This window comes from Billgrantia zhangzhouensis, from assembly GCF_021404465.1.
In the GTDB taxonomy this organism is placed as follows: domain Bacteria; phylum Pseudomonadota; class Gammaproteobacteria; order Pseudomonadales; family Halomonadaceae; genus Halomonas; species Halomonas zhangzhouensis.
In genome coordinates, this window is the sequence record NZ_JABFTT010000003.1 from 265,713 (window position 1) to 289,844 (window position 24,132).

Here is a 24,132-nt window from a genome sequence, read left to right on the forward strand (position 1 = left end):
ATGACCACACTCAAGACCAAGCAGGCGATACCGGCCGAGGGACACCTGGCCACTACGCCAGCCAGCGAAGCGCGGGCCCGGCACACGCCGCTGGTGCCCAGCGCTGGAGCACGGCGGGTCTGGCTCACGCTGCTGGGCTGGGGGATCGCACTGCTCATCTTCTTCCCCATCCTGTGGATGGTGCTGACCGGCTTCAAGAGCGAGGCCGAGGCGATCGCCGACCCCAGCCTGATCTTCACGCCGACGCTGGAGAGCTACGTCGCCGTGCAGGCCCGGGCCGACTACTTCAAGTTCGCCCTCAACAGCGTGGTGGTGGCCTTCGGCTCGACCCTGCTGGCGCTGGCCATCGCCATTCCCTCGGCCTATGCCATGGCCTTCCTGCCTACTCGGCGCACCAAGGGCACGCTGCTGTGGATGCTCTCCACCAAGATGCTGCCGCCAGTGGGCGTGCTGGTACCGATCTACCTGATCTTTCGCGACTTCGGACTGCTCGATACGCGCACCGGGCTGATCATCGTCTACACCCTGATGAACCTGCCGATCGTGGTGTGGATGCTCTACACCTTCTTCAAGGACCTGCCACGGGACATCCTCGAGGCGGGGCGTATGGACGGGGCCAGCACCTTCCAGGAGGTGGTCTACCTGCTGCTGCCGCTGACCCTGCCGGGCATCGCCTCCACCGGGTTGCTGTCGGTGATCCTGAGCTGGAACGAGGCGTTCTGGAGTCTCAACCTGACCTCCTCTAACGCCGCGCCGCTCACCGCCTACATTGCGTCGTTCTCAAGCCCTGAGGGGTTGTTCTGGGCCAAGCTTTCCGCCGCCTCCACCATGGCCATCGCCCCGATCCTGGTGTTCGGCTGGCTCACCCAGAAACAGATGGTACGCGGCCTCACCTTCGGCGCCGTCAAGTAACGAGGTATTTCCATGGCAACGCTACAACTTCACAACATCGTCAAGCGCTTCGAAGGCACCGAGGTGATCAAGGGCGTCGACCTGGAGGTCAATGATCGCGAGTTCGTGGTCTTCGTCGGCCCTTCGGGCTGCGGCAAGTCGACCCTGCTGCGCATGATCGCCGGCCTCGAGAACGCCACCAGCGGCGACATCATGATCGACGGCAAGCGCATCAACGAGGTCGGTCCCGCCGAGCGCGGCCTGGCGATGGTGTTCCAGAGCTACGCGCTCTACCCGCACATGACCGTCGAGGACAACATGGGCTTCAGCCTGAAGCTCGGCGGGGTGTCCAAGGAGGAGCGCCAGCGCAAGGTGCGCGAGGCGGCCGCGATCCTGCAGCTCGAGCCGCTGCTCGAACGCAAGCCCAAGGCGCTCTCCGGCGGGCAGCGCCAGCGCGTGGCCATCGGTCGCGCCATCGTGCGCAACCCTAGCATCTTTCTGTTCGACGAGCCGCTCTCCAACCTCGACGCGGCGCTGCGGGTGCAGATGCGCATCGAGCTGGCGCGCCTGCACGAGGAGCTCGACGCCACCATGATCTACGTCACTCACGACCAGATCGAGGCCATGACCATGGCCGACAAGATCGTCGTGCTGCAAGGCGGTGTGGTCGAGCAGGTAGGATCGCCGATGGAGCTCTACCACCATCCGCGTAACCGCTTCGTGGCCGGTTTCATCGGTTCGCCGAAGATGAACTTCCTGGCGGTGGAGCGGGTGAGCGCCAGCCCCACGGGCGTCGAGGTGCGCCTGCCCGGCGGGGAGACCTGCACGGTGCCGGTCGACGGCAGCAGCCTTCGTGACGACGCCTTGACCCTGGGCATTCGCCCCGAACACCTGCAGCTCGAGCCCGAAGGACCACTCTCGGGACGCATCGAGGTGATCGAGCGCCTCGGCGGGGTGACCTCGCTCTACGTGCGCATGCAGGACACCCTGGTCACCGTGAGCGCCGACGGCAACGTCGAGAACCGGGTCGGCGACACCCTGCGCTTTGGCTTCGACCGCGCCTGCGCCCATCTCTTCGATGCCGAGGACCTGGCCCTGCCCAGCCTGGCGCGCCATCCTCTGGCCGGACTCAACCGCCAGGACAATCGCGCCCCGTCAGTGGCGGGCGGCCAATGAGCGGGGCGGGCATGGAAACACTGATCTTCGACTGCGACGGCGTGCTGGTGGACAGCGAGATCGTCGCCGAGGCCACGCTGGTACAGCAGCTTGGCCAGCTGCTGCCGGACATCCCCGAGGACGTCGCCCTGCGCCAGGCGCTGGGCATGACCACCGCGGCGATCCTCGCGCAGCTGGAGCGGCAGAGCATGCATCGGCTGCCGGCGGATGCGCTGGAGCGCATCGACGGCGCCATCGAGGCGCGCCTGGCCGAGGAGCTGCGTGCCGTCGAAGGGGTGGCGGAAACGCTGGCGCGGATCGAGCTGCCGCTGGCCATCGTCTCCAACAGCCGCCGTCGGCGTGTACTGGCCTCGCTGGCCGTCACCGGGCTCGACGCCCGGCTGGGCGAGGTGCCGTTGTTCACCGCCGATGAGGTCGAGCGGCCCAAGCCGGCCCCCGACCTCTACCTGCTGGCGGCGCGCCGGATGGGCCGGGCGCCGGGCGACTGCCTGGTGGTCGAGGACAGCGTTTCCGGCGTGACGGCGGCCCATGCCGCCGGCATGACGGTGATCGGCTTCACCGGCGCCAGCCATATCGAGGCGGGGCACGCCGAGCGGTTGCATCAGGCCGGCGCGTGGCGGGTCCTGCCGGCCATGCACGGTCTGGAGGCATTGATCCAACAGTGGCGCGAGCAACGGCGCACCGGCGCGAAGGTGGTCACCAGCGAAACCAACGAGGAAAACCCGAGATGAAACTGCAGGACAAGGTGGCGGTAATCACCGGCGGCGCGCGCGGCATTGGCCTGGCCATCGCCGAGCGCTATCTCGCCGAAGGCGCTCGGGTCGCCGTGGCCGATATCGACGTGGCAGCGGTGGAGGAAGCGGTGGCCGGCCTGCGTCCGCTGGGTGCCGAACGCGTGATGGGCGTACGCCTGGATGTCTGCGACGTCGATTCCATCCAGGCGATGGTTCAGGCGGTCACCCAGCACCTCGGTGCTATCGATATCCTGGTCAACAACGCTGCAGTATTCGACATGGCTCCGGTGCTCGAGGTCAGTGAAGCCAGCTTCGACCGCCAGTTCGCCGTCAACACCAAGGGCCTGTTCTTCACCCTTCAGGCGGTGGCCCGGCACATGGTGGCCCGCGGCGAGGGCGGGGCGATCATCAACATGGCCTCCCAGGCGGGGCGTCGCGGCGAGGCACTGGTGAGCACTTACTGCGCCACCAAGGCCGCGGTGATCAGCCTGACCCAGTCGTGCGCGCTGGACCTGATTCGCTATGGCATTCGGGTCAACGGCATCGCCCCGGGCGTGGTCGACACGCCGATGTGGGACGAAGTCGATGCACTGTTCGCCCGCTACGAGAACCGTCCGCTGGGCGAGAAGAAGCGCCTGGTCGGCGAGGCGGTGCCCTACGGGCGCATGGGAAAGCCGGAGGATCACGCTGGAGCGGCGGTGTTCTTGGCCAGCGACGATAGTCACTATGTCGTTGCCCAGACATTAAACGTAGACGGTGGCAACTGGATGAGCTGAAACAATGAACCCCAATATCCATGACATGGCGGTGCGTTTATTGGAGGCCACCGAGAACCGGCAGCGCTTCATTGTCGCCCTGGCCGGGCCGCCGGGGGCGGGCAAGTCGTTCCTCTCCGAGTGGCTGTGCCGCGAGCTCAACGAGCGGGTGCCCGGCATTGCCGCGGTGGTGCCGATGGACGGCTACCACCTCGACAATGCCATTCTCGAGCCGCTGGGCCAACTGCCGATCAAGGGCGCGCCGGAGACCTTCGACCCCGACGGCCTCAAGCACGACCTGGAGCGTATTCGCCGTGCCGACAGGTGCGTGGCGGTGCCGGTGTTCGACCGTCCGCTGGACCTGGCCCGGGCCGGCGGACGCCTGATCACCCTTGAGCATCGCATCGTCATCGTCGAAGGCAACTATCTGCTGCTCGACTGCGACCCCTGGCGCGACCTGCGTCCGTTGTTCGACATGACCCTGTTCCTCGAGGTGGCCGACGAAGTTCTCGAAGCGCGCCTGATCCAGCGCTGGCTGGGGATGGGCCAGGACCAGCAGGGCGCCATCGACAAGGCGCGCCACAAGGACATGCTCAATGCCCGACTGATCAAGCGCGAATCCATCGCGCCGGATCTCTACTGGCGCTGACCCACGACTCACTCGGGCCGCCATCCATTTTTCGTTCATTGCCGCCTGCGGCAAGGAGTGCCCCTATGCCTGCTCTCAGCAACACCACGCTCGCTCGCCTCGATCCACGTGTGGCCGTGCCGCACTACGACCGCCGTGAGGTGACGCCGGGCATCGTCCATATCGGCGTCGGCGGTTTTCATCGCGCCCACCAGGCCATGTATCTCGACGAACTGATGAACCGCGGCGAGGCGCTTGACTGGGGTATCGTCGGCGTTGGCTTGCTGCCGGGCGACCGGCGCATGCAACAGGCACTTTCCGCCCAGGACCACCTTTATACGTTGGTGGTGAAACACCCCAGCGGTGAACGTGAGCCACGGGTGATCGGTGCCATGCTCGACTACCTGTTCGCCCCGGACGATCCCGAGGCGGCCATCGAGTGCATGGCCGATCCCGCCATTCGCATCGTCTCGCTGACCGTCACCGAAGGGGGCTACAATTTCCATCCCGTCAGTGGCGAGTTCGACATCGACAACCGCGACGTCCATCACGACCTGGATAACCCCGCGGCCTCGCGTACCGTATTCGGCCTGGTGGTCGAGGCCCTGGTGCGGCGGCGCGAGCGTGGCCTGGCGCCGTTCACGATCATGTCCTGCGACAACATCCAGGGCAATGGTGAGGTGGCCAGGGGCATGTTTGCCGCCTTCGCCCGAGCCCGCGACCCGGCGCTGGGCGAGTGGATGGAGACGGAGGTGGCTTTCCCCAATGCCATGGTCGATCGCATCACGCCGGTTACCCAGGCGGACGACATCGCCGAGCTGGCCAGCGAGTTCGGGGTCGAGGATGCCTGGCCTGTAGTGTGCGAGCCCTTTACTCAATGGGTACTGGAGGATCATTTCGCCTGCGGCCGGCCCGCCCTCGAGCAGGTCGGCGTGCAACTGGTCGAGGACGTGGTGCCCTATGAGCTGATGAAGCTGCGCTTGCTCAACGCCAGCCACCAGGCGCTGTGTTATTTCGGCACCCTGGTGGGTTATCGCTATGCTCACGAGGTGTGCCGCGATCCGCTGTTCGTCGACTTCCTGCTCGGCTACATGCGCCACGAGGGCAGCCCGACGCTGGCACCGGTGCCGGGGGTGGATCTCGAGCATTATCGCCTCACCCTGATCGAGCGCTTCGCCAACCCCGAGATCAAGGACACCCTGGCGCGGTTGTGCGCCGAGAGCTCCGATCGGATTCCCAAATGGCTGGTGCCGGTGATTCGCGAGCAGCTCGAGGCAGGCGGCGAGATCCGCCGCAGCGCCGCGGTGTTGGCGAGCTGGGCGCGCTACGTCGAGGGCATCGACGAGCAGGGCGAACCGATTGCGGTGGTCGACCGCCTCAAGGACGAACTGATGGCCCTGGCTGCCGAGAATCGCACGCGGCCCACTGCTTTCATCGACAACCGCGAATTGTTCGGCGACCTGATCGAGCACGAACGCTTCCGCGACGCTTACCTGACGACGCTTGGGAGCCTGCAAGAACGCGGCGCCCGCGCTACCCTTGAAACCCTAATCGGGGAGTGAGGAGCGGCGGCATGTACATCGGGGTGGATTGCGGTACCCAGAGCACCAAGGTGGTGGTGGTTGACGTCGAGGGCAAGACGATCCTCGCCGAGGCGAGTCGTCCCCATCGCCTGGTGGAGGGGGCGAACGGGCGTCGCGAGCAGGCGCCGGAGGAGTGGCTCGAGGCCTTCCGCGGCGCCTTCGAGGAGGCCATGGGCCGGGCCGGCATTGCGCGAGAGGCGATCCGTGCCATCGGCGTCTCCGGTCAGCAGCACGGCATGGTAGCGCTGGATGCCGAGGGCTTGCCGGTGCATCCGGCCAAGCTGTGGTGCGACACCGAGACGGCAGCGCACAACGCGGCACTGGTCCAACGCCTGGGCGGGGCGGCAGGCTGTCTCGAAAAGCTCGGTCTGGTGCTGCAGACCGGCTACACGGCTTCCAAGCTCGCCTGGCTGCGCGATACGAACCCTGCCGCCTACCAACGTATCGACACCATTCTGCTGCCCCACGATTACCTCAACTACTGGCTCACCGGCGAAAAGGTGGCGGAGGCGGGCGATGCTTCCGGCACCGGCTACTTCGATACCCGCTCGCGGCGCTGGCGCCATGACGTCTTCACTGCGATCGCCCCGGAACTCGATCCCTCGCACGTGCTGCCGCGGTTGATCGACTCGCACGAGCCGGCCGGCACACTGCGTCCGGAGGTGGCCCGCCAGTTGGGGCTGGGTGAGGGCGTGCTGGTCGCGAGCGGGGGAGGCGACAATATGCTCGGCGCCATCGGCACCGGCAACATTTCACCCGGCATCGTCACCCTGAGCCTTGGCACTTCTGGCACGGTGTGTGCCTATTCGCCCGAACCGGTACGTGCCGAGAGCGATATGGTGGCTAACTTCTGCGCCAGTCATGGTGGTTGGCTGCCGCTGGTCTGCACCATGAACGTGACCTCCGCCAGTACCCTGGTGCGCGAGCTTTTCGACCTCGACCTGGCCGCCTTTGGCGAGCGCCTGGCCGCGGCCCCGATCGGCGCCGAGGGGGTGACGGTGCTGCCATTCTTCAACGGCGAGCGGGTACCGGCGCTGCCGCACGCCTCGGCCAGCTTCCTGGGGCTCGACAGCCGCAACTTGACCCAGGCCAACCTGTGCCGGGCGGTGGTGGAGAGCGCCACCTTCGGCCTGCGCTATGGCCTCGAACTGCTTGGTCCGCTGGCCGCTGGGGCGAGCCAGATCCGCCTGATCGGCGGCGGCGCCAAGAGTCCGTTATGGCGCCAGATGGTGGCCGACGTGACGGCGACCCAGGTGATCTGCCCGCAAGTGACCGATGCCGCCGCGCTGGGGGCGGCGCTCCAGGCGGCCTGGTGCGAGCGCCGGGACGCATCGCTGGCAGCGCTGTGCGAGCGCCTGGTGCACCTCGACGAGGCCTCGCTGGCCGAACCGAAGGCAACCAGCGTACTCGCCTACGAGACGGTCTACGCCCGCTATCGCGAGGCGCTGTCTGCCCAGCACGGCATTCCGGCCTGACCCCACTCCATCTTCAACTGCAGCCCACGGAGAAGCCCCATGACGACTCGACTCGACAACCTTCGGCGCCATTCGCTGGTCGTTGCCGACACCGGCGATCTCGACGCCATCCGCCGCTACCGGCCGCAGGATGCCACCACCAATCCCTCGCTACTGCTCAAGGCCTTTGATCTGCCGGGCTACCAGGCGCTGATCGATGAGGAACTCGCCGCGATCAAGGCCGAAATCGGCGACCCGCAGGCCCGGGTCGAGCGCGCCGTGGATCGCCTGGCCGTGGCCAAGGGGGCGGAAATCACCCGGCTAGTGCCGGGACGGGTCTCCACCGAAGTGGCCGCCAAGCTCTCCTTCGATACCGAGGCCTGCGTGCGCAAGGCCCATGAGTTGATCGAGCTGTACGACAAGCGCGGTGTCGGTCGCGAGCGGGTGCTGATCAAGCTGGCTTCCACCTGGGAGGGCATTCGGGCCGCCGAACGACTCGAGCGGGAGGGCATCAACTGCAACCTCACGCTGCTGTTTAGCGAGGCCCAGGCTCAGGCCTGCTTCGATGCCGGTGTGTTCCTGATCTCGCCGTTCGTTGGCCGGGTCACCGACTGGTACAAGAAGGAGACCGGCAAGGAGTACGTGCCGGATGAGGATCCCGGTGTGCAGTTCGTGCGTGGCGTGTGCGAGCGCGCCGGTCGTGGTGGCTATGACACAGTGGTGATGGGGGCGAGCTTTCGCACCAGCGGCCAGGTACTGGCGCTGGCCGGCTGCCATCGCCTGACGATCTCCCCGGCGTTGCTGGAAGAGCTGGCCGCGCAGGAGGGTGACGTCGACAAGCGAGTGGTGTTCCCATCTCCCAGCGAGTGCCCCACGCCGCTTACCGAGCCCGCGTTCCGCTGGCGGCACAATCAGGACGCCATGGCCAACGACAAGCTGGCCGAAGGCATTCGCCGCTTCGCCGAGGATCAGGAGCAGCTCGAGCGGCGCATCGTGGAGCGGCTGGGTTGAGGTCTAAAGCCTAGAAGGCTTCCAGCTTCCACACGTCGAAGGCTGGCTCCTCATAGGGGTGCGCGGCCCGCAGGGCCTCGATTGCGTCACGGATGAGGTGATCCTCGCAGACCAGTTCCACCTTCAGTTCCTCCACCTTCTCTAGGTCACCGACCTGGCCGATGTGGGGGCTCGCGCCATCCAGCGGGCGAAACTGACCGGTGCCACGGGTTTCGAAGCAGCAGGCTTCGTAGTCGCCGATGCGTCCGGCGCCGGTGACGAATACCGCATCCTTGACCGCTTCGGCATCTGCTAGCGGAACGAAGAAGGCAAGCTTGTACACGATTTTCTCCTCATGTCAGTAAGGTTTTGGCGATTCAGGTGCGTCGCCGAGGGCCTTCGCCACAGTGACGCAGTATGTGGTCATAGGTGGCATTCTTCAGCCGCAGCGCTGCGTTCCAGTCGTCACCGTCGGGTGTCAATGGTGAGCCTACATGCAGTGAGACCTTGCCGGGATGCGGACGCCACTCCTGGCCGCGCAACAGCCGGCGCGTACCGCGTATGGCGACGGGCACCACCTGTACGCCGACATGGGCGGCGGTGAGAAAGGCACCCATGTGGAAGTCGTCGAGGCCGGGGTCGGCATGGAAGGTCCCTTCGGGAAAGATGGCGAGCGTGTCGCCGGCTGTCACGGCCTGTTCCACCTCCTGCATGTCGCGTTCCGCTTGGCGTGGGTCGAAGCGCTCGACGAACAGCGCGCCCATGCGGCTCAGCGGCAGGCGAATAAGGAGACGGCGCTCGAGTTCCTCCTTGGCCAGGTAGCGCAGGCTGCATGGCAGGGCGGCGGTGAGTACCAGCACGTCCAGGTAGCTGGCGTGGTTGGCGACCAGCACGAAAGGGCGCTCGCGGGGCAGCTGCTCCAGACCTTGCACCGCCAGGCGTATGCCGCCCAGGGCGGCCATGCCGCGAGTGAGGTAATGGGCCAGCCGCCAGCGCCAGGTCAGCCGCGGCAGGAGTAGGCCGACCAGCGTGAACAGGCCGAGGCCCAGGCCGAAGATTGACCATGCATAGGCGTAATAAGCCCAATCGCCAACCCTGCCGAGAGCTAGCTGCAGCCGCTTGAAGCCGGCACGCAGCGCCAAGCGGGTCAATTGCCGCCAGAGTGGGGGAGCGCGCTCGCCGAGGCGACCTTGGCGGTAGTGATCACGAGTCGCGGCACGGCGGATCTTGCCACTGGAGGTCTTGAGCACGGCGTGAGGTGGCACCAGGCAGATCTCGTCGGCCGGTACGTTGACGATATCGACCACGGTATCGGCAATGGCACGTTGCAGCTCGCGACGCCGGGCGGGGTCTTGCTCCTGGGTTTCGGCCACCACGACCAGCGACTCGACGCCAGTCTCGGGGTCGGGATCGCCGAATACTGCCACGCACCCCTTGCGAATACCTTCCAGGCGGCCGACGGCGGATTCGATGTCGTAGGGGTAGATGTTGCGGCCGCCGCGTACCAGCACGTCCTTGCGACGCCCACTGATGTGCAGGTCGCCGTCGGCGAGATAACCGCGGTCGCCGGTGCGCAGCCAATCGCCGTGGCGCAGCTTCTCGCTCTCCTCGGGATTGTCGAAGTAGCCGTCGGTGGTCGAGGGGCCCCTGAATTCGATGTCGCCTTCTCGGCGCTCGCCGAGCTCGCGACCCTGGTCCTCGACGATGCGCAGCGCATAGCCGGGTAGCGGGGGGCCGCAGTTGACGAAGCACTGTGCGGCCGCGGCGTCCTGTTCGGGCGAGGCCTCGCCGTGTTGGGAGAAACGCTCGCGATTGACGCGGTCGACGATCACGCCGCGTCCGGGCCGGGCCACGCACAGCCCGACTGCCGTCTCGGCCAGTCCATAGACCGGCATCAGCGCGTTGCGTCGTAGGCCGCAGGGTGCCAGGCACTCAGTGAACTGCTCCATGGTCTGAGCACTGACCGGCTCCGCGCCGTTGAAGGCGACCCGCCAACTACTCAGGTCGAGATGCTGGGTCCGCTCCGACGTCATGGCGCGCAGGCACAGCTCGTAACCGAAATTGGGCGCCCCGGAGATGGTGCCACGGTGGCGGTCGATCAACTCCAGCCAGCGCAGCGGGTGCGAGAGGAAGGTCAGTGGCGACATCACCACCAGCGGAATGGCGTAGTAGAGGCTGGCGAGCCAGGCGGCGATCAATCCCATGTCGTGGTAGAGCGGTAGCCAGCTAACGAAGACATCGTCTGGGGTGGCTTCGAGGTGTTCCCCCATGGCGCGAATGTTGGCCAGCAACTGGGCATGGGTGAGTCGTACCCCTTTGGGGTCACCGGTGCTGCCGGAGGTGTACTGCAGCAGGGCCAGGTCGTCGGGTTCAGGGCGCCGTGGCTTGCGGTGGGACTGCCATTCGCCGAGGTCGGCGAGCGTCACGATATGGCGAAGGTGGGGGGCTTCGGCATGCAGCAGGCGAGCCACCGAGCGCGCTTCGGTGGCGGTGATCAGCAGGCCAGCCCCGGCATTGTTCAGAATGCGTCCGTGGCGCCGTAGATGTTCCTCGAGCTGGGCGGGGCGGGCAGGAGGGTAGATGGGCACCGGTACGGCGCCGGCCCTGAGTACACCGAAGAAGGCGATGAAATAATCGCGAGACGTCGGCAGCATCAGTGCGACGCGGTCGCCTTGACTGACGCCCCGTGATGCCAAGGCCGCGGCAACTCCTTGGGCTTCCCGGTCCAGGTCGGCATAGCTCATCACCTGTGGCTGATCGTCGCCGCCATAGAGATAGAGATGAGGACGCTGCGGGTGCTGCTGCAGGTGCCAGTCCATCGCCTCGTTCAGCGTGGTGGCGGCATGAGGCTGGCCTTCTGTGGAATCGCTGACGGAGGGAGTGGGAGGAGCCGGAGCAGGTTTTTCCCGCGATTCAGACGAGGCGTGGGTCGGCTGCGGCTGGGCCTGCAGCAGTTCGAGCAGTGCTTTCGGCGTTTCGGCCAGCAGTGCAGACTCAGGCAGGCGAATGCCAAAGGCTTGTTCCACGCGCAGCAACAATTCCGAACGAGCGAGGCTGTCCAGTCCCAAGTCGCGGTCCAGACGCGAGTCCAGGCCGATGGGAGCGGCATTGTCGCGGTCGGGTCGCGTTTCGCGCACCAGTGTCTCGAGCAGTGCCAGCAAGCGTTCTTGGACATCGCGTGAACCGTGGCGATTTGCCATACGTCACCTCCAATGGGTGCCTCTTGGGCAATTGACTCCTACATGGCATGGTTTCTCCATCGCTGTCGTCATCGAGCCCTGGTGATCAAGGAGAGAATCATGGAACAGGCGCTTGAAACACTACTGAAGACACGCGGTCTTTCGCCCCGGGGAACGCTGCGCGCGCTCGGAGGCGAGGCGGATAGCCTGTTGGTCGGTGGCGGCTATCGGGATGCAGTCGAGCGGGCCGTGGCGCGAATCGAGCAGGAGTAAATTAAAAAGACCGTTTGATGAGGCTTGCCCGGCTTGCCATTGGCTACATACACTCAAGCATGTTTGTTAGCTTGCTCAAGGATGAGACACATGTATCGAGGCATTGGCGGTTTTCTCTGCGCGCTGGCGCTGGGATGGCTGGTGGCGACACCGGCCATGGCGGGGTCAGGGGTGTTGACCCTGCAGATAGACAACGATGGCATGGTCAGCAGCGACGACGACAATTACACCTCAGGCGTGGCGCTCATGTGGACGCGGGCGACACGCGAACAGGACTGGACGCAGCGCGTTGCTGGTGGGCTTCCGCGGGGCTGGCTTGACCGCATCGATGCGTTGAGCTATCACCTGAGCTATCGCATGTATACACCGGTGGAGGTGGAGCGGCGCGATCTCATCGAGGACGACCGGCCCTACGCCGGCCTGGTATTGGGTGGCTTGAGCCTGTATGGCCGGCAGTCATTGAGCGATGCCTGGCAGCGCGAGGAAGCGCTGCAGTTCGATATCGGTGTGATCGGCCCCGTTACCTCCGCCGACCGCGTTCAGCGTGAAGTGCATCGTTTTACCAGGAGTCAGCGTCCCCGAGGCTGGTCGCACCAGTTGGGCAACGAACCCATCCTCAATGCTTCCTACCGGCGCCACTGGTGGCATCGTCAGTCGCTGGGCAGGCTGGAACTGCAACATGGCCCGGAGCTGTCGGCCTCACTTGGCAATCTGCTGGTTCAGGCCGGAACGGGCTACGGCCTGCGTCTTGGCCAGGGGCTGGACAACGCCATGGGGTGGCCCTCGCTCGGTGTGGAACGGGGCGGCTACCGGCAGGTGCCGGTGTCGTCGGGCATCGGCTGGCATCTTTTCGCTTCCCTGCACGGGCGCTATGTGGCGCATAACCTGCTGCTCGACGGCAATACCGTACGCGACAGCCACTCGGTCGAGCGTTGCGAACTGGTCGGCGACGCCGTGCTGGGCGTGGCGCTGAGCTGGGAGCAGTGGGAGGTGAGCCTGGCGCACGTGTGGCGCAGCAAAGAGTTCGAGGAGCAGCAGAACAGCACCGTTCACGGTGCGCTCTCCCTGAGCTATCGGTTCTGACCTTTGAGCTGCCGGTGTTGATACTGCTTCGCCTCGATCACGAGCCGGCCTATACTGGAAGCCTGACCGGCCGTGGGCGAGCGTGCAATCAGCGTTGGGGAGCACCATGAACGAGCAAAGTCCATTACGGCGAGTGATCTGGCTGGCGCCGATACTAGCGGCATGGCTTGCCGTGAGTGCTGCCGCTGCGCTGGGCTCCGACGAGCGGGCCCATGCTCCTGGCTTCCAGCCAGTGCTCTCTCCACTGGCCTGGCATCGTGAACACTGGCGTCGGCGTAGCCAGAATCCTGCCTTCACCCTTGAGCTGCCCTGGGCGCTTTTCGATCCCTATTTTTCCTGGGGCCATGCTCCGCGGCCGGGCGAGCCTCCACGCCCCGAAACCATGCACCAGCGCGAACGTAGCACCATGTGGCGTGACGATGTGGTGGGCTCCGGCAGCCGTGGGCGCATTGAAGTTCATCCCGAAGGACGCATCCTGCGCAGCCGGCCACGCAGCGAGTGAGCCGCTTCCTTGGATTTACATCCATACATGCATGAATGTAAAATTCGCCGACCTTCGACGAATCAACGGAAACGACGCATATCATGAAAAGAATATCTCGACTTGGCCGGGCCGCTCTGATGGGTCTGGCCGCTGGTCTGTTGCTGGCCGCTTGCGGTCAGGAGGAGAATGCGCAGGCGCAACAGCAGCAGGCGGCTCCGCAGCGTCAACCGCAACCCGTCGAAGTCGTGGCCATTCAGCGCCAGGACATCGCGCTGGAAAAGTCCTATCCCTCGTTATTGCGTAGCGACGACGAAGTCACCCTCGTGGCCCGTATCACTGGCACGCTCGAGGAGCGCCATTTCGAACCCGGCGAGCAGGTCGAAAGAGGGCAGCGGCTCTTCTCCATCGAGCCGGATGTCTACCAGGCGGCGGTGAATCAGCATGAGGCCAACCTGCAGAGCGCCCAGGCCGAGCTTTCCCGCGCCCAGCGCGACGCCGAGCGCTTCGAGCGCCTGCTGAGCCAGAACTCGGTGAGCCAGCAGCAGGTCGATCAGGCCCGGGCCGAGCTGGGGGTGGCGCGTGCCGCGGTGGCCCAGGCCGAGGCCGCACTGGCCAGTTCCCGCATTGACCTGGAGTATGCCGAGGTCACCGCGCCGGTATCGGGCGTGATCGGCCTGGCGCAGATCAACGTCGGCAACCTGGTGAGTCCCGGAACCGTCCTGGCCACCATCACCCCGCTCGATCCTCTGGAAGTGCGCTTCCAACTGCCTCAGCGCGACGCCCTCGAGCTGCGCCAGCAGCTCAGCGAGCAAGGTGATGAGTCGATTCGCGCCATTCTCAACGTGCCGGGTGGCAGCGGTGCGGCTGCCAGGACCCTGGAAGGGCGGCTCGATTTCCTTGGTTCGCGGGTCGATGAGCGCACCAGTACGGTCCAGGCCAGCGCCACCTTCGCCAACCCCGACGCGCAGGTACTGCCTGGCCAGTTTGCCCGGGTCAGCCTCGATGGACTCAAGCGCTTCGACGTGCTGGCGGTGCCCGAGATCGCCATTACCCAAGGCCTGATGGGACCGCAGGTGTTCGTCCTCGACGAGGAGAATGTGGCCCGAGCCCGCACCGTGGAACTGGGTGAAGTGGCAGGCCCATGGCAAATCATTCGCGGTGGTCTGGAGCCTGGCGAGCAGGTGATAGTCGGCGACCCGGCCGGCATCGAGCCTGGCACGCCCATCGACCCGCAGCCCTTTGATGGCGACGCGGAAGAGCTGGTGGAAGCGGTGGAGCAGGCCGAAGCCGAGGCCGAGCAGGAAGCTGCCGAGGCCATGCAGGAGCAGCAGGCCGCCGAGGCCGTGCCGGGGGAGGAAGCCGCTGAGGGCGGCGAGGACGACGCATGAATTTCTCCAACTTCTTCATCAAGCGCCCGATCTTCGCCACGGTACTGGCGATCATCCTCACCGTGATGGGGGTGGTGAGCATGCGGGTACTGCCCATCGAGCAGTATCCCAGCGTGGTGCCGCCCACGGTGTCGGTGCAGGCCCAGTTCCCCGGTGCCGATGCCGAAACCGTGGCGCAAACGGTGGCCGCGCCGCTGGCCGAAGCGATCAACGGCGTCGAGGACATGCTCTACATGACCTCGACCAGCGCCGACAATGGCGTGATGAGCCTCGACGTGGCGTTCAACATCGGCACCGACGGCGACATCAATACCATCAACGTCAACAACCGGGTGCAGGGGGCGTTGTCGCGCCTGCCCGAGGCGGTCCAGGCCCAGGGAGTGACCGTGGAATTGCGCTCCAGCTCGATCCTGATGCTGGTGGCGCTGATTTCGCCGCAGGGCGACTACAACAACGTCTTCATGCAGAACTACGCCACGCTGAATATTCTCGATGAGCTACGCCAGGTACCCGGCGTGGGCGAGGCGGAAGTGCTCGGCGGTGGCGAGTTTGCCATGCGGGTGTGGATGGACCCCGACAAGCTGGCCCAATACGACCTGACCCCTACCGAAGTGGCGCGGGCCATTCGTGCCCAGAACACCGAGGTGCCGGCAGGTAGCCTGGCCGCCACGCCCCAGCGCGATCCGCGGGCGTTCACCTATACCATCACCGCTGGCGGGCGCCTCAACGATGTCGAAGATTTCCGCAACATCTTCCTGCGCACCAACCCGGACGGTTCGGCGCTGCGCCTCGACGACGTGGCACGCATCGAGCTAGGCGCCTCCTTCTACGGCGTGGAGGCGCGGCTGAACGGTGCCACCATGACGCCGATCATCATCAACCAGCAGCCTGGTGCCAATGCGCTGGAGACGGCCCAGGCGGTTCACGACACCATGGCCGAGCTGGAGTCGCGCTTCCCGCCCGGCCTCGAGTACGTCGTGCCCTACGACACCACGCTGTTCATCGGCGCCTCGGTGGATACCGTGACCCACGTCTTCATCGAGGCCTTCCTCATCGTCGGCGTGATCCTGTTCATCTTCCTGCAGAACTGGCGCTTCACAGTGATCGCCATGTCGGTGGTGCCGGTGTCGGTACTGGCCACCTTCGCCGGATTCTTCCTGTTCGGCTTCTCGATCAACCTGCTGACGCTGTTCGCTCTGGTGCTCTCCATCGGCATCGTGGTCGACGATGCCATCCTGGTGGTGGAAAACGTCGAACGCGTGCTCAGCGAGGACGACGAGATCACGGTGACCCAGGCCACCATCCGCGCCATGCGGGAGGTGGGCGGCCCGGTCATCGCCACCTCACTGATCATGGCGGCGGTGTTCGTGCCGGTGGCTTTCCTGGGTGGCTTCACTGGGCAGATTTATCAGCAGTTCGCCCTCACGGTAGCGATCTCGGTGGCCTTCTCGGCGCTCATGGCGCTGACCTTCACTCCGGCGCTGTCGGCGATCTTCATCAAGCACAAGCCAAAGGGAGTGGGGCAATCCAAGCTGAAGCGGGCGCTCAACACGCCACTGCGGCTGTTCGACCGGCTGTTTGCCGGCATCACCGCCGTGTATATGTGGCTGGTCAAGGCGCTGGTGCGCTTCTGGGGGCTGGCGCTGCTGCTGACCGGGCTGGTTATCGGCGGCTCCTGGTGGCTCTACCAGATCACGCCTTCGACGCTGGTGCCCGAGACCGACCAGGGCATCGTGTTGGCCAGCGTCCAGTTGCCCGATTCCGCCTCCCTGGCGCGTACCCAGCGCTACATGGACGAGCTGAGTTCGCGCATCGAGGAGATCCCCGGGGTGCAGTACTCCACCGCGGTGGCCGGCTACGACATCCTCTCCAGCGCGGTCAATACCGCACGTGGGATCATGTTCATCAACATGGAGCCCTGGGATGAGCGTGAACTGACCGCCACCGAGCTGGTCGGGAGGATCATGCAACTGGGAGCCGAGATACCCGGCGGCTCGGCGATGGCGTTCAACGTGCCGCCGATCATGGGGCTCTCGACCACCGGTGGCTTCACCGGCTATCTGCAGTCTTTCGGTGGCGCCTCGCCCCAGGAGCTGTTCCAGGCCTCGGTGCAGGTGATGCAGGCCGCCAACCAGCACCCTGCCCTGCAACAGGTGTTCACCACCTTCAACGTCAACGTGCCGGGCTATCGGGCGGTGATCGACCAGCAGAAGGCGCTGAGTTATGGCGTGGCGCTGGAGGATCTGAACGCGACCCTGTCGAATACCTTCGGCAACGGCTTCGTCAACTTCTTCAGCTACCAGAACCGCAATTTCCAGGTCTACCTGCAGAACGAGGACGCCTTCCGCAAGACGCCGGACGACGTCAGCAACGTCTATGTGCGGGGGGGCGACGGAGAGCGCATCCCGCTCTCGGAGTTCGTCACCCTGGAGCGTCAGGCCAAGCCGGCGGTGGTGTCGCGCTTCGGCGTCTACCTGGGGGCGCAGTTCCAGGGCGGCCCCGCGCCCGGCTACAGCTCCGGCCAGGCGATCGCCGCCATGGAGGAAATCGTCGAGGAGACCTTGGGCGGCGGCTGGGGCATGGGCTGGACCGGTACCGCCTACCAGGAGAGCCAGCTCGGCAATACCGCCACGCTGGCCATCGTGTTCGGCATCCTGATGGTGTTCCTGATCCTGGCGGCGCAGTACGAGAGCTGGTCGTTGCCGCTGGCGGTGCTCACGGCGACGCCCTTCGCCTTCCTCGGCGGCATCGGCGGCATCGTGCTGCGAGGGCTCGATACCAGCGTCTACGTGGAGATCGGCATGCTGGTAGTGGTGGGGCTGGCGGCCAAGAACGCCATCCTGATCGTCGAATTCGCCGAGCTGCAGCGCAAGGAGCAGGGCAAGTCGATCCGCGAGGCGGCCATTACGGCGGCAGAGCTACGCTTCCGGCCGATCGTGATGACTTCGCTGGCGTTCATCTTCGGCACCTTGCCGCTGGCGCTTGCCAGTGGGGCGAGCGATGTCAGTAGCCACCACATCGGTACCACCGTGGCGGTGGGCATGGCCTCTGTGGCGGTGCTTGGTAGCCTGTTCGTGCCTAGCTTCTACGCCGTGATCGCCCATGTCTCCGACTGGCTGCGCTACCAACTGCGCGAGCGCGGGCACGGACACCAAGAGACGACGGTCGAGCGCTCCTGAGCGGCAAGAGTATGACACGAGGCGGGGCGCCACCGGGAGGTGGCGCCCTTTTTCATGACCTGGCGCATGCCCGGGCCAGCACACCATGGACTATGCTGAAGCTGAGTGGAGCGAAAACATAAGGAGACCGTCATGGAAGTGCTGCGTCAGATCGTCCTGAGTTTTCCCGTCGTCGTCTTCAGCGCACTGCTGCCATTGGTGCTGCTCTATTGGCTGCTGGTATTGCTGGGCCTGGCGCCGCTGGAGCTATTCGCTCGCGACAGCCTGAAGGGTGATCACTTGGCGAGTACCATGGTGGCACTTGGCTTCGCCGGGGTGCCGGTCTCCTTTGCCCTCAGCATGCTGCTGGGGCTGGCTGGGGCTATCACCCTGGCGGTAGAGCTACTGGTGCTGCGCTGGCTGCCGCTGGGGCTGTTTCGCATCCCGGTCGGGGTGGCGGTGCTATGGGTGGCATTCGTGCTTGCCTCTCCTATGGCGGCGATGGTCTGCCACGGGTTGCAGCGGCGCTTCCATCGGGCGAAGCATACCCAGCCGCGTTGCCTGTTGGGAGAAACCGTGCAGGTAGGCAGCGCAACCGGTGCCGAGGGCTGGGCCACGGCTACCCTGATCGAGGACCCTGAATGCGAAGTGCGCTTGCATGCTAAGCCCGGCGACCTGCTGTGTCCGGGCGAGCGACGGGTACTGGTCAAGTACGTGGCCGGGGAGGGCGCCTACCGCAGCGTGGCAGAGAGCCGCTACTGCGAGGCGCGTGTGCACCTGCGGCGGCTGCGCTTGGCGCAAAACAGCAGAGCCGGCGTGAGCCATAAAGGCGCCGAGGCGCCCTTGTAATCTCGTTCCTAGGAGGAGCGCAGTAGCTGTAGTTGCGTTTCGATGAGCTGCGCGCCCCGCTCGTGCAGGCTGAAGGTCTCGTAGTTGCGCAGCCAGTCGTGGAATAGGCCGCCGAGCATGGCCTGGAACAGATGCGCGGCGATTTCCGGAGGCACATCGTCGCGCAGATGACCGAGCCGGGCGGCACACTCGAAGTAATCGAGCAGGGCGCCGCACGCTTCCTCGGCTATCTCGTTCTGTATGGCCAGTGGATCGATCTCGGCGAATGTCTCGCAGTGGTGAATCAGGATGGCGTGTACGCACCGGTAGCGGGGCTGCTCCAGCCGTTCGAAACCGCTCAGGCAGGCCAGTCGGATGGCTTCCAATGGCTGCTGGGCGAGCCCCGGGTCGCCGATCTCCTCGACGAGCTCCTGAAAAGGCATGCGTACGCGTTGTAGCATGGCCCGAAACAGATCGGCCTTGTTCTTGAAGTGCCAGTAAACGGCGCCGCGGGTCATGCCGGCATGACGGGCTATCTGTTCCAGCGAGGTGCGGGCGACACCACGCTCGAGAAAAACCGCTTCGGCGGCATCGAGCAGGGCTTCGCGCGTGGCGGCGGCTTCCGCCTTGGTACGTCGGGCCATGTGGGGGTCGTTTCTCCTCGAACCTGCCGTTTCCCGTTATTCTACCGCAGTGTAATCCAACTTACATACACAGCTGTATGGAATTATCCTAATCTCGCTCGCTGGGGTGGGAATGTTTTCCCCTCGTATTCCACGAGGTGGCAGGGTATAACGAATCGAACACTGTTCCTTTTGCAGGGAGAGCCGATGCCCCAAGCCGCTTTCGAACTCGCCGGCGCCAGGATCAAGCCTGGTAGCCGTCTACAGGTCGACGTGCCGGTCGCCAAGCTCTACACCCATGCCCCGCTGCACATTCCTGTGGAAGTCGTGCATGGGCGCCGCCAGGGGCCGGTTCTGTTGGTCTGCGGGGGCATTCACGGCGATGAGATCAACAGCGTGGAGATCGTGCGTCGACTGATGCGCTCGAAGCAGATCCAGGGGCTGCACGGCACCCTGATCGCCGTACCTATCGTCAACGTGTTCGGGTTCATGCAACACAGCCGCTACCTGCCGGACCGGCGCGACCTCAACCGATGCTTCCCCGGCAGCGAGACCGGCTCGCTGGGAGCCAGGGTAGCGGCGCTGTTCCGCGAGCAAATCGTCGACTATGCCACCCACATCATCGACCTGCATACCGGTGCCATCCACCGCACCAACCTGCCTCAGATCCGCGCCCAGCTCAGCCCTGGCAGCGAGACCGAGCGCATGGCCAACGCCTTCGGTGCGCCGGTGATTCTCAATGCCGAATTGCGGGAGGGTAGCTTGCGCCACTACGCCCAGGGGCGGGGCATTCCGGTACTGACCTACGAGGCGGGCGAGGCGCTGCGCTTCGACGAGTGGGCGATTGCCCCTGGGGTACGCGGTGTGCTGCGGGTCATGCGTCGGCTGGGCATGCTGGGGGGCGCGCACCGCCGTCGCCCACCGCCGGCGGCCGAGGTAGCCAACGGCTCAAGCTGGGCACGGGCTCCCATCGACGGCATCCTGCGCCCCAAGGTGCGTCTCGGTGCGCGAGTGGCCAGGGGCGATGTGCTGGGCAAGGTGGCTGACCCCTTCGGCAATGCCGAAGCGTCCATCAAAGCCATGGCCGATGGTATCGTGATCGGGATGAGCCGCCTGCCGTTGGCCAATGAAGGCGAGGCGCTGTTCCATATTGCCCGCTTCGAGGCGATCGAGGAGGCCGAGAGCGCCATCGAGACCTTTCATTCCAGCCTCGAGCCACCCCTGGATCCACTTTACTGAAGCAGGCCGCCTCAGGCGGTTTCGACCTGGCGTGCGTAGCTCTCCGGCACCAGGCTCAGGGCATCGTCATATACCCGCAGGCAGGCGCCGTCGAGATGACCGTTCTCCGACAGATGGCGGCGGAAGCGACGCCCGCCCGGCTGACCCTGGAACAGGCCCAGCAGGTGGCGGGTCACATGGTTGAGCTTAGCGCCTTCCTCGAGCCGGCGGGCGATGTAGGGACGGAAAGCGCGGGCAGCGGCGTGGCGGCTCACGGCGGGCCCGGGCTCGCCGTAGAGCGTCTCGTCCACCCTGGCGAGCAGCCAGGGGTTCTGGTAGGCCTCGCGACCGACCATCACGCTGTCTACATGATTCAATTGTTCGCGGCATTCGTCGAGCGTCTTGATGCCTCCGTTGATGCCGATGTGCAGCTCCGGGCGGTTGGTCTTCAGCCGGTGCACGCGGGGGTAGTTGAGCGGCGGGATGTCGCGGTTTTCCTTCGGCGAGAGCCCCTGCAGCCATGCCTTGCGTGCATGCACGATGAACACCTCGCAGCCGGCATCCGCCACCTGGGCGATGAAGCGCTCCAGATCGGCATCTTCGTCCTGATCGTCGATACCGATGCGGCACTTCACCGTGACTGGGATCTTTACCGCCTCGCGCATGGCGCGCACCGCCGCGGCCACCTTCTCGGGGTAGCCCATCAGACAGGCGCCGATCATGTTGTTCTGCACCCGGTCGCTGGGGCAGCCGACGTTGAGGTTCACCTCGTCATAGCCCCATTCCTCGGCAATCACCGCGCACTCCGCCAGCTCGCCTGGGTGGCTACCACCCAACTGCAGTGCAACGGGATGCTCCACTTCGTCATAACCGAGGAAGCGCTCGCGGGGGATGCCGTGCAGGATGGCGCCTGTCGTCACCATCTCGGTGTAGAGCAGCGCCTGGCGGGTCAGGGTGCGGGCAAAGGCTCTTTGGTCCCTCGTCGTCCAGTCCATCATGGGGGCCACCGAAAACCGGCGCGCCCGTGCCAGCGGGTCGTTTCCAGTCGTGTTGCTCATCGATGGCCTCCAAGGTCCTGCCGTTATTACCGTTTGATCCGGCTCATTTCACCTGCCCGCGTTCAGTACTCTGGAGACAACGACCGCCGAGACAACGACCGCAAGGTACCAATACGTAACCGGCTCGCTGGACGCTGCATGATGCACGACGTGACGAGAAGCAGGGAGCGGAAATGAGATGGCCGGTTATTGTACGCAAGAAGAAGAGACGCGCCCAGAGTGGAGGTACGCATAGCGTCTGGCCGGGGGCGGCGCACTGTACCTGATCAGCGATAACGAGCACTACCAGCCTAAGATGACACACCACCGCTCATCCAAATGCCCGCTGGCGAGCGCGTGGTGGTGCTGAGCGAGCAGGACTACGCCACGCTGCTCGAGCAGGCCGAAACCATCATGACATTCAGGCGTCGAATGAGGCCTGCGTCCGTCACCCCAGCAGTGCTACTTCCTCTTCCGCATGAACGGAAGCACTTTGGCCATGGCATCCGCGAGCACTTGGTCAAGCGGTTTGTGCTCCAGGCTGATAGCGGCTCTCGCAGCAGTGTAGGTTCCTTTGTACTCCCGGGCGATTTCGCTGTCGCTCATGCTGTCGGGTAGCTGCTCCTTTTTGCGGATGACGTCGATGACGGCCTTGTCCATGTTGCCCTCCATTGAAGCCATTCCCTTCGAGCGTAGTGCATATCGCCAAGCCGTGGCATCCCCATGGGTAAGATAGGCTGCGCTGCCGCTTGGCGTCGATCAGTATTACACCGCCTTGCTGATGGGCAATCTTGTAGTAGATCCGCTTAGGGCATGGGCGGAGGAACTGACCCAGCCGGCAGAGGCTCACGTAAGCTATCTCGTACAAACGCGAAGCGAATCTCCTACGGCGTTTGATATCCTGGGTTAAACCGCTTTTCTACAGAAGCGACTATCTTGGGTGGTGACGGACGAGGGAGAGTCCGACAGGGAAGGTGAGCGACGGAGCGCTCAGAACCAGGGATGCTTGGACAGGAAGTCCGAGGTAGTTGAAAGGATGCGTTGATTGGAAGCCCGGCCCCAGTGGCCGGGCTTTTTTCTGCGTGCGCCAAGCATGGCGCGGGCTACCAGAGGGTGGTCGCCAAACAAGGGCGCACCGGATGCCGATGGAGCAGTTGGCTGGCCACCTGAAAGTGTACAACCGCTTAGGCAAGTTAGAAAGGTCATGATATGAACCAGCGACGGGCGTTGTGATAGCAGATATCCGCGATCATGCCGTCCAGCAGCTCCTGATCCTGGGGAGCCAGGCCATCGGCCACCCAGCGACCAACGATGCGGCAGACCAGACGGCGGAAGTATTCGTGACGTGGGAAGGAGAGGAATGAGCGGCTATCCGTCAACATGCCGGTAAAGGTAGACAAGAGTCCCATCTGCGCGAGCTGGTTCATCTGGTCTTCCATGCCGTCTAACTGGTCGTTGAACCACCAGGCAGTACCGGCTTGCACCTTGCCGGCAACCCCGCCACCCTGGAAATTACCGGCGGTCGTCACAATAACCGGGTTCTTGCTGGGATCAAGTGCATACAGGATGGTGCGCGGTAGCTCATCGGTACGGTCCATGCGATCCAGGATGTGATTCAGAGGCGCTGCCAGCGGCAGGTCTTGCATGGAGTCGGCACCAGAGTCACGTCCTACATGGGTGAGTATGCGGCTGCTGTTATTCCGCAGAGGGCCGATGTGCAATTGCATCACGATGTCGGCGCGGGCATAGGCACGCCCCAATTCCAGTAACAGCGCCATGCGGAAGCTCTCGGCATCTGTACTCGTCAGGGCCTTGCCTTGGCGACCTGCTTGCAGGATCTTGTCCAGCTGTGCGCTGCTGAGCTCTTCGGCCTGTGTGAGCTGGCCGATACCGTGGTCGGCGGCCCGACAGCCATGGGCAGTGAAGTGTTCCAAGCGCTGAAGAAGGGCCTTGATTAGATCATCAAAGGTAACAATGGGCTGGCTGGTCAGTGCTTCCAGTTGTTCCAGGTAGCTATGGAAACCTTCCGCTTCTATCGCCATAGCACGGTCTGGGCGAAAGGTCGGCACCATCTTAAGGTCGGCTGACTGTGCTGAGGCCGAAAACGTTTGATGGTGTTCAAGACTATCCAGTGGGTCATCCGTGGTGCCAATCAGCTCAACCTTCATGCGCTTCAAGAGCCCCTGGGCGCGGAATTCAGGGCTGGCCAGCTTCTCCTGGGTGGCTTGCCAGATGTCCTCTGCGCTGTCGGCATTCAGTAGTTGGCCGTCCAGTCCAAAGTAGCGCCACAGTTCCAGGTGGCTCCAATGGTACATGGGGTTGCCGAGCGTCTTGGGTAGAATGCGGGCAAAGGCATCAAACTTTTTCCTGTGTGTGGCGTTGCCCGTGATGTGAGACTCAGGCACGCCGGCCCAGCGCATGACCCGCCATTTATAGTGATCATGGCTCAACCAGAGGTCTCCCAGATTATCCCAGGCATGGTCTTGAGCGACTTCTGCTGGTGGCAAATGGTTGTGGTAGTCCACGATCGGTAGGTCTGCCGCGACGTCATGATAGAGTCGACGTGCTTCTTCGGTGTCCAGCAGAAAATCCTGATGGAGAAACTGAGTCATGGGGAAACCCTTTTCAGCAGAGAGTCATTTACTAAGGA

General features: G+C 64.6%; 21 protein-coding genes. 15 read left to right on the forward strand and 6 right to left on the reverse strand.

Annotated features, from left to right (window positions below):
- From HOP51_RS04945 to tal, 8 genes are all read left to right on the forward strand, one after another.
- On the forward strand, window positions 1-912 hold the full coding sequence (locus HOP51_RS04945; RefSeq protein WP_234272852.1) for a carbohydrate ABC transporter permease: 912 nt from the start codon (window positions 1-3) through the stop codon (window positions 910-912).
- A 12-nt stretch (window positions 913-924) separates the two neighbouring features.
- Window positions 925-2,067, forward strand: a complete 1,143-nt coding sequence (locus HOP51_RS04950; RefSeq protein WP_234272853.1) for an ABC transporter ATP-binding protein — start codon at window positions 925-927, stop codon at window positions 2,065-2,067.
- Window positions 2,068-2,078: 11 nt separating this feature from the next.
- A complete protein-coding gene (locus HOP51_RS04955) occupies window positions 2,079-2,798 on the forward strand; it encodes an HAD family hydrolase (RefSeq protein ID WP_234272854.1) in 720 nt (239 codons plus the stop codon).
- Window positions 2,795-3,577, forward strand: a complete 783-nt coding sequence (locus tag HOP51_RS04960; RefSeq protein ID WP_234272855.1) for an L-iditol 2-dehydrogenase — start codon at window positions 2,795-2,797, stop codon at window positions 3,575-3,577. The genes HOP51_RS04955 and HOP51_RS04960 overlap by 4 nt, the downstream gene beginning before the upstream one ends.
- A 4-nt stretch (window positions 3,578-3,581) precedes the next feature.
- Window positions 3,582-4,205, forward strand: coding sequence for a nucleoside triphosphate hydrolase (locus tag HOP51_RS04965; RefSeq protein WP_234272856.1), 624 nt, complete (start codon window positions 3,582-3,584; stop codon window positions 4,203-4,205).
- Window positions 4,206-4,270: 65 nt separating this feature from the next.
- Complete coding sequence (locus HOP51_RS04970) at window positions 4,271-5,746, forward strand: mannitol dehydrogenase family protein (protein ID WP_234272857.1); 1,476 nt, start codon at window positions 4,271-4,273, stop codon at window positions 5,744-5,746.
- A gap of 11 nt (window positions 5,747-5,757) precedes the next feature.
- Window positions 5,758-7,242, forward strand: a complete 1,485-nt coding sequence (gene xylB / locus HOP51_RS04975) for a xylulokinase (protein ID WP_234272858.1) — start codon at window positions 5,758-5,760, stop codon at window positions 7,240-7,242.
- A 39-nt stretch (window positions 7,243-7,281) separates the two neighbouring features.
- Window positions 7,282-8,232 carry a transaldolase gene (tal, locus tag HOP51_RS04980; RefSeq protein ID WP_234272859.1) on the forward strand — a complete coding sequence of 317 codons (951 nt, stop codon included), beginning with the start codon at window positions 7,282-7,284 and terminating at the stop codon, window positions 8,230-8,232.
- 10 nt (window positions 8,233-8,242) lie between these two features.
- Here tal and HOP51_RS04985 read toward each other — a convergent pair whose 3' ends face one another.
- Together HOP51_RS04985 and HOP51_RS04990 are read right to left on the reverse strand one after the other, a co-directional pair.
- A complete protein-coding gene (locus tag HOP51_RS04985; protein ID WP_234272860.1) occupies window positions 8,243-8,554 on the reverse strand; it encodes a YqfO family protein in 312 nt (103 codons plus the stop codon).
- A gap of 34 nt (window positions 8,555-8,588) precedes the next feature.
- Window positions 8,589-11,411 carry an AMP-binding protein gene (locus tag HOP51_RS04990; RefSeq protein WP_234272861.1) on the reverse strand — a complete coding sequence of 941 codons (2,823 nt, stop codon included), beginning with the start codon at window positions 11,409-11,411 and terminating at the stop codon, window positions 8,589-8,591.
- 99 nt (window positions 11,412-11,510) lie between these two features.
- Between HOP51_RS04990 and HOP51_RS04995 the strand changes: the two genes are divergently transcribed.
- The 6 genes from HOP51_RS04995 to HOP51_RS05020 all read left to right on the forward strand — a co-directional run bounded on the left by HOP51_RS04995 (window position 11,511) and on the right by HOP51_RS05020 (window position 18,625).
- The gene (locus HOP51_RS04995) at window positions 11,511-11,663 is read left to right on the forward strand and encodes a hypothetical protein (RefSeq protein WP_234272862.1); all 153 of its coding nucleotides are present in this window, start codon (window positions 11,511-11,513) and stop codon (window positions 11,661-11,663) included.
- A gap of 90 nt (window positions 11,664-11,753) precedes the next feature.
- Window positions 11,754-12,746, forward strand: coding sequence for a lipid A deacylase LpxR family protein (locus tag HOP51_RS05000; RefSeq protein WP_234272863.1), 993 nt, complete (start codon window positions 11,754-11,756; stop codon window positions 12,744-12,746).
- Between the two features lie 106 nt (window positions 12,747-12,852).
- Entirely contained in the window at window positions 12,853-13,248 is a 396-nt protein-coding gene (locus HOP51_RS05005) for a hypothetical protein (protein WP_234272864.1), read from the forward strand.
- 83 nt (window positions 13,249-13,331) lie between these two features.
- Entirely contained in the window at window positions 13,332-14,618 is a 1,287-nt protein-coding gene (locus HOP51_RS05010) for an efflux RND transporter periplasmic adaptor subunit (protein WP_234272865.1), read from the forward strand.
- The gene (locus HOP51_RS05015) at window positions 14,615-17,797 is read left to right on the forward strand and encodes an efflux RND transporter permease subunit (RefSeq protein WP_234272866.1); all 3,183 of its coding nucleotides are present in this window, start codon (window positions 14,615-14,617) and stop codon (window positions 17,795-17,797) included. The genes HOP51_RS05010 and HOP51_RS05015 overlap by 4 nt, the downstream gene beginning before the upstream one ends.
- 132 nt (window positions 17,798-17,929) lie before the next feature.
- On the forward strand, window positions 17,930-18,625 hold the full coding sequence (locus tag HOP51_RS05020) for a hypothetical protein (RefSeq protein WP_234272867.1): 696 nt from the start codon (window positions 17,930-17,932) through the stop codon (window positions 18,623-18,625).
- 8 nt (window positions 18,626-18,633) lie between these two features.
- Here HOP51_RS05020 and HOP51_RS05025 read toward each other — a convergent pair whose 3' ends face one another.
- On the reverse strand, window positions 18,634-19,248 hold the full coding sequence (locus tag HOP51_RS05025; RefSeq protein WP_234272868.1) for a TetR family transcriptional regulator: 615 nt from the start codon (window positions 19,246-19,248) through the stop codon (window positions 18,634-18,636).
- Window positions 19,249-19,434: 186 nt separating this feature from the next.
- On the opposite strand from HOP51_RS05025, the gene HOP51_RS05030 reads away from it, so the two are divergent.
- Window positions 19,435-20,466 (forward strand): succinylglutamate desuccinylase/aspartoacylase family protein, encoded by a 1,032-nt coding sequence (locus HOP51_RS05030; protein ID WP_234272869.1) that lies wholly within the window; start codon window positions 19,435-19,437, stop codon window positions 20,464-20,466.
- A gap of 11 nt (window positions 20,467-20,477) precedes the next feature.
- Here the strand turns inward: HOP51_RS05030 and dusA are convergent, their stop codons facing one another.
- From dusA to uxaC, 3 genes are all read right to left on the reverse strand, one after another.
- Window positions 20,478-21,503 (reverse strand): tRNA dihydrouridine(20/20a) synthase DusA, encoded by a 1,026-nt coding sequence (gene dusA, locus HOP51_RS05035; protein ID WP_234272870.1) that lies wholly within the window; start codon window positions 21,501-21,503, stop codon window positions 20,478-20,480.
- 441 nt (window positions 21,504-21,944) lie between these two features.
- On the reverse strand, window positions 21,945-22,142 hold the full coding sequence (locus HOP51_RS05040) for a hypothetical protein (RefSeq protein WP_234272871.1): 198 nt from the start codon (window positions 22,140-22,142) through the stop codon (window positions 21,945-21,947).
- A 542-nt stretch (window positions 22,143-22,684) separates the two neighbouring features.
- A complete protein-coding gene (gene uxaC / locus HOP51_RS05045; protein ID WP_234272872.1) occupies window positions 22,685-24,094 on the reverse strand; it encodes a glucuronate isomerase in 1,410 nt (469 codons plus the stop codon).
- Window positions 24,095-24,132 lie beyond the last annotated feature (38 nt).